This window comes from Bullifex sp. (assembly GCF_034103065.1).
Taxonomy (GTDB): Bacteria; Spirochaetota; Spirochaetia; order Sphaerochaetales; family Sphaerochaetaceae; genus Bullifex.
On sequence record NZ_JAXEGN010000262.1, the window covers coordinates 1 to 3721 of the forward strand.

Genomic DNA, 3721 nt, shown 5'->3' on the forward strand with positions numbered 1-3721 from the left:
CATTTCAAATCTCAATAATTTAAACAGCCTGCTTTATTATAGGTTACATCAGAAATTAAGTTTTTTAACTTCCTCAACACTATTTTCGATAGCTTGAGGTAATGTTACTCTATTATCAAAGACAGCCATGTCCTTAAAGCCGGTTCCGGTGAGTAATACAGTAACAAGTGCATCCTCTCCAAATTTAGCTCTTACATTATCACTATCCTTTTTAAATGCCGCAAATGCGCAAGCCGCAGCTGGTTCAACGAATACACCTGCATCCTTTGTTAATTCCATTTGAGCTGAAAGAATTTCTTCTTCGCTAACTTCAACAGACCAACCATCTGAATGCTTAATTCCATAAACAGCCATTCTACCATTAGCAGGGTTATTAACACTGATACTATCTGCTCTAGTTGTTGCTTTTGTCTCCTTCATTTCTCCAGTTCTAAAGGCCTGTGAAATAGCATTAGACTTTTCTGCTTGAGCACAGACAAGATGAGGCATTTTGTCAATTAAACCTGCACTTAGAAGATCATAGAAACCTTTCCAAACACCACCAAAGATACAACCATCTCCTGTTGGAACATAGATTACATCTGGTGCTCTTCTACCCAAATCCTCAAAGAGTTCAATTGAAATACTCTTCTTTCCTTCAATGGTCATTGGGTTGTAAGCTGTATTTCTATTTATTCCACCAAAGAGTTTAGTGTACTCAATTGATAGTTTAAATGCATCATCATATGTTCCTTTAACAGGTACTACATGAGCTCCATATAGAACACTCTGCATAAGCTTATTAATTGGTGCAGTAGCTGGAACAAATAATACTATATCAAGGCCATATGCAGCACCTGCACAGCTCATAGCTGCTCCGGCATTACCAGTACTAGCTAATGCAATTTTAGTTACATTATGAGCTTGAGCCTGAGCTACAATAAGCTGACTTGCTCTATCCTTAAATGAACCTGATGGTAGTTGGCTATCAAGCTTAAGTGTAAGATTATTAATATTATATCTCTTTGAGAGCTTAATAGGTCTTACAACTGGAGTTGATCCAACTGGATAAGCCTCCTTATTTTTTATCTCATAAGGGAAGAAATCGTACATTGTAACATGATCTTTTTCTTTAAGACTCTTTAATTCTTCTTCATCATAGATTACAGATAGTACGCCCTTTCTAAATTCTCCTTCCTTTTCACTACCACCGCAATTAGGGCAAAGATACATTATCTCGTCAGAGACAAACTCACTGCCGCAATCAAGGCAAACGTATTTGAACTTCATAACTTCTCCTAAAAAATTACCGAGGAAAGTTTGCCTCCCCTCGGCTTTACTATTATTTCTTAATTTCTTCGTTGAACTCTTTAATGAGAGCATCAATTTGTGGAACAAGCTTTGGAATATCCTTCCAGTAATTTCTATCGTACCATTGTCTGTTGAGTTCTTCGTAGGTCTTACCCTGCTGTTCAACCCAAGTATAGTACTTAAGATTGTGGATTCTAAGTCTATCGTAGTATCCAAGCTCAAGAGCGTTATCAATACCCTGATGCATTAGAGCACCTGAGTGAACTCTTGCTGCTTCCATTAAGCTAAATGGACCCTGCTGCTCTGTCAACTCTGCTAAGCGGCTTGTATACATAACTGATGAGTCTGTAAGAATTGTGAATACAACATCATCTTCATCCATTTCGTAGTACTTAGCCATCTTGATAGCTGAGAGCATGTTACCAATACCAGAGATACCAAAGAGAGCAAGATTATCAATATCACTTTGTTTAACACCAATACTCTTGAGGTATTCTTTTCCATCTGGTTCATTGAAGAGACGGTAAATATCCATACAGTCTTGGTCATCAATTGAAAGAACCATATCAGTATTCTTAACATTGTGAATCCAAGGAACGTGCTTGTCACCGATACCTTCAATTCTGTGTCCACCAAATCCGTTTCTAAGAAGAGTAGGGCACTGAAGTGCTTCACCAGCACCAATTTTAATATTTGGATATACATCCTTAAGGTGGTCACCAGCAGCTAATGTTCCACCACTACCTGTTGAAGAAGCATAACCTCTAACATTTTCTGGCTTAATACCAAGCTTCTCAAGTACTTCAATAATTGCACTACCAGTAATTTCATAGTGCCAAAGGTAGTTTTCAAACTGCTCGAACTGGTTGAAAATTACGATATGTTTTCCTCTTTCTTCATCAAGTTCATGACACTTATCGAAGATTTCCTTTACGTTTGATTCACAACCAGGAGTTGCAATAATTTCACCTGCAACAGTTTTAAGCCAGTTAAATCTTTCCTGAGACATATTCTCTGGGAGGATTGCAATACTCTTACAACCAAGAAGAGCTGAGTTATAAGCACCACCACGGCAGTAGTTACCTGTACTTGGCCATACAGCTTGCTGTTCAGCTGCATCGAAGTTACCAGTTACAAGAGCTGGAGCTAAGCATGAATATGTAGCACCTACTTTGTGAACACCACAAGGGAACCACTTTCCAACAAGAGCTAGAATTCTAGCCTTAGTACCTGTAATCTCACGTGGAATTTCAATAAAGTTTACATCTTTAAATCCACCACCTTTCTCAACAGGTTCATTGTGCCATGTGATCCTATAGAGGTTAACAGGATCGACGTCCCAAAGACCTCTTTCCTTAAGTTTAGCTTTAATATCATCACTAATTTTTTCAGGATGCTTCATCTCTTCAAAAGTTGGTAATGTTATTCCTCTTTCCTTACAGCGAGCAACATTTTTCTTAATGATATCAGGTTTCTTTTCGAGATTAATTAACACGTTATATCCTCCATAGAATTAATATATCTGAAGGATACAACGGAAAAATATCAATTGTAAAGAAAAAAATTGAGTTTTTAATAAATATTAAAGTAAAATTTTGTGGTTTCCACTTTCTTTTATCATGTTATTAGCAATTGCGTAATCTAAACCCGATTCAAACAGCTTTACAACTTGAGCTCCTTTCCTTTGATAATTAAGTTCAAAAGCAAAGCTATCTAATAGTTTTCCTTTGTAAAAACTTTTATTTGAATTCTCTAAAATATATACAATTACTGCAGCTGCCTCTGAGTGTGGAATTTGGTATGAATAGCGTTCTCTTTCACTTGAAGGACGAAAAAAGGAAGAAAGTATTACATTGCTTGGATAATAAATTTTTTCATTATCTTCTAAGTAATTAGGAAGTGAGAGAGTTGAAATAAGAGAAATAAATAATGGTTCTAATCGTGAACCAAGCTTTTCAAGAGAGAAGCTATTTAATACTCTTTTAAATAATAAATGTTCACATATTGGCCCCTCAATTTGATTAACTTTTAGCATTCTTACTTTTATTTCTTCATCGAATTTGTGAGAAAGTAAGTCATCAGGGGAAAGCTTTATTTTCTCTAGTGGGGTAACAATATATTCTCTTTTTTCAATCATAAGATAATTATAGTATCGTTTATTATTTTTTTTAAGGATAAAAAGTTTTATACTAAATGTAAGAGGTGTAATTTATGTTAGAAGTAGGAACAAAGGCTCCAGATTTTGAAGCACAAGACCAAAATGGTGTAGTACACACATTAAGTGAGTATAAAGGTAAAAAGTTTATTTTATATTTTTATCCAAAGGATAATACACCAGGATGCACAAAGCAAGCTTGTTCATATTCAAGTAACCTTCCTTCTTTTTTAGATAAAGGAATTGAAGTAGTAGGGATAAGTAAGGATAATATAG

General features: G+C 35.6%; 4 protein-coding genes. 1 reads left to right on the forward strand and 3 read right to left on the reverse strand.

Annotated elements, in window-relative coordinates:
- Positions 1 to 48: 48 nt before the first annotated feature.
- The 3 genes from SOY52_RS09890 to SOY52_RS09900 form a co-directional block, all read right to left on the reverse strand.
- Positions 49 to 1269: a threonine synthase gene (locus tag SOY52_RS09890; RefSeq protein WP_320848792.1), complete on the reverse strand. Its 1221-nt coding sequence runs from the start codon at positions 1267 to 1269 to the stop codon at positions 49 to 51.
- 52 nt (positions 1270 to 1321) lie between these two features.
- Positions 1322 to 2785, reverse strand: coding sequence for a pyridoxal-phosphate dependent enzyme (locus SOY52_RS09895; RefSeq protein ID WP_320848793.1), 1464 nt, complete (start codon positions 2783 to 2785; stop codon positions 1322 to 1324).
- An 87-nt stretch (positions 2786 to 2872) separates the two neighbouring features.
- On the reverse strand, positions 2873 to 3427 hold the full coding sequence (locus SOY52_RS09900; protein ID WP_320848794.1) for a hypothetical protein: 555 nt from the start codon (positions 3425 to 3427) through the stop codon (positions 2873 to 2875).
- A 74-nt stretch (positions 3428 to 3501) separates the two neighbouring features.
- On the opposite strand from SOY52_RS09900, the gene SOY52_RS09905 reads away from it, so the two are divergent.
- The coding region (locus SOY52_RS09905) for a peroxiredoxin (RefSeq protein WP_320848795.1) at positions 3502 to 3721 on the forward strand (220 nt) is incomplete at its 3' end.

Excerpts from the sequence above, each read along its gene's own strand:
- SOY52_RS09900 (WP_320848794.1), bottom strand. The coding sequence starts at position 3,427 with ATGATTGAAAAAAGAGAATATATTGTTACCCCACTAGAGAAAATAAAG.
- SOY52_RS09890 (WP_320848792.1), bottom strand. The coding sequence starts at position 1,269 with ATGAAGTTCAAATACGTTTGCCTTGATTGCGGCAGTGAGTTTGTCTCT.